The sequence below is a fragment of the Vibrio sp. 2033 genome (assembly GCF_033339735.1).
Genome location: NZ_JAWOVC010000427.1, coordinates 1 through 657, shown reverse-complemented (window position 1 = coordinate 657; position 657 = coordinate 1). Strand labels below are relative to the sequence as shown.

Sequence of the window (657 nt, the reverse complement as noted above, 5' to 3'; positions counted from 1 at the left end):
TGTTCGTCATGGCCTGTGTAGTGATCTAGGCTTTTCTGAACAAGATCGCCGTGAAAATATTCGTCGTATTGGCGAGTTGGCGAAACTGATGGCAGATGCGGGTTTGATTGTGTTGTCCGCGTTCATTTCTCCTCACCGTGCTGAGCGTCAACTCGTTCGCGATTTACTGCCCGAAGGAGAGTTCATTGAAGTGTTTGTGAATGCATCTCTCGAAGTGTGTGAAGGCCGAGATCCAAAAGGTTTATACAAAAAAGCGCGAGCAGGTGAGATCCCAAATTTCACGGGTATTGATTCAGAATATCAAGCGCCAATCAATCCAGAAATTGATTTGCCAGCAGGCGAGAAGAGCGTCGAAGAGTTGGTTGAGTTGTGTTTGAATGAGCTTAAACAGCGTCGTGTGATCAGCTAACTCAGCTTTTGGAACATGGGTGGAAAAAAGCCTCGTGTAATGCTTGAGGAGCTTTTAGATCATAGGTGACCTAAAGCTCCTAGAGCGAAACTAAACGGTATAGTTCACGCTGCTGCTTGCTTCGGTGCTTACGCTAAACTTTTGATTTAACAAGGCGAGCATTTGATCGTAGTACTGGGAGTTTGGCTTGTTGCCAAGCAGTTTGCACAGTTCGTTACCCGTCGGCGTGAAACGGTAGTACAGCAGAC

The 657-nt window shown here is 46.6% G+C and carries 2 protein-coding genes; one reads left to right on the top strand and one right to left on the bottom strand.

The features are described from left to right. A partial coding sequence (gene cysC / locus R7P74_RS26990; protein ID WP_318123737.1) for an adenylyl-sulfate kinase occupies positions 1-409 on the top strand: 409 nt, incomplete at its 5' end. A gap of 90 nt (positions 410-499) precedes the next feature. On the opposite strand, the gene R7P74_RS26985 is transcribed toward cysC, so the two are convergent. Further along, positions 500-657, bottom strand: a 158-nt coding sequence (locus tag R7P74_RS26985; RefSeq protein WP_318123738.1) for a DUF2806 domain-containing protein, incomplete at its 5' end; no start/stop codon positions are given.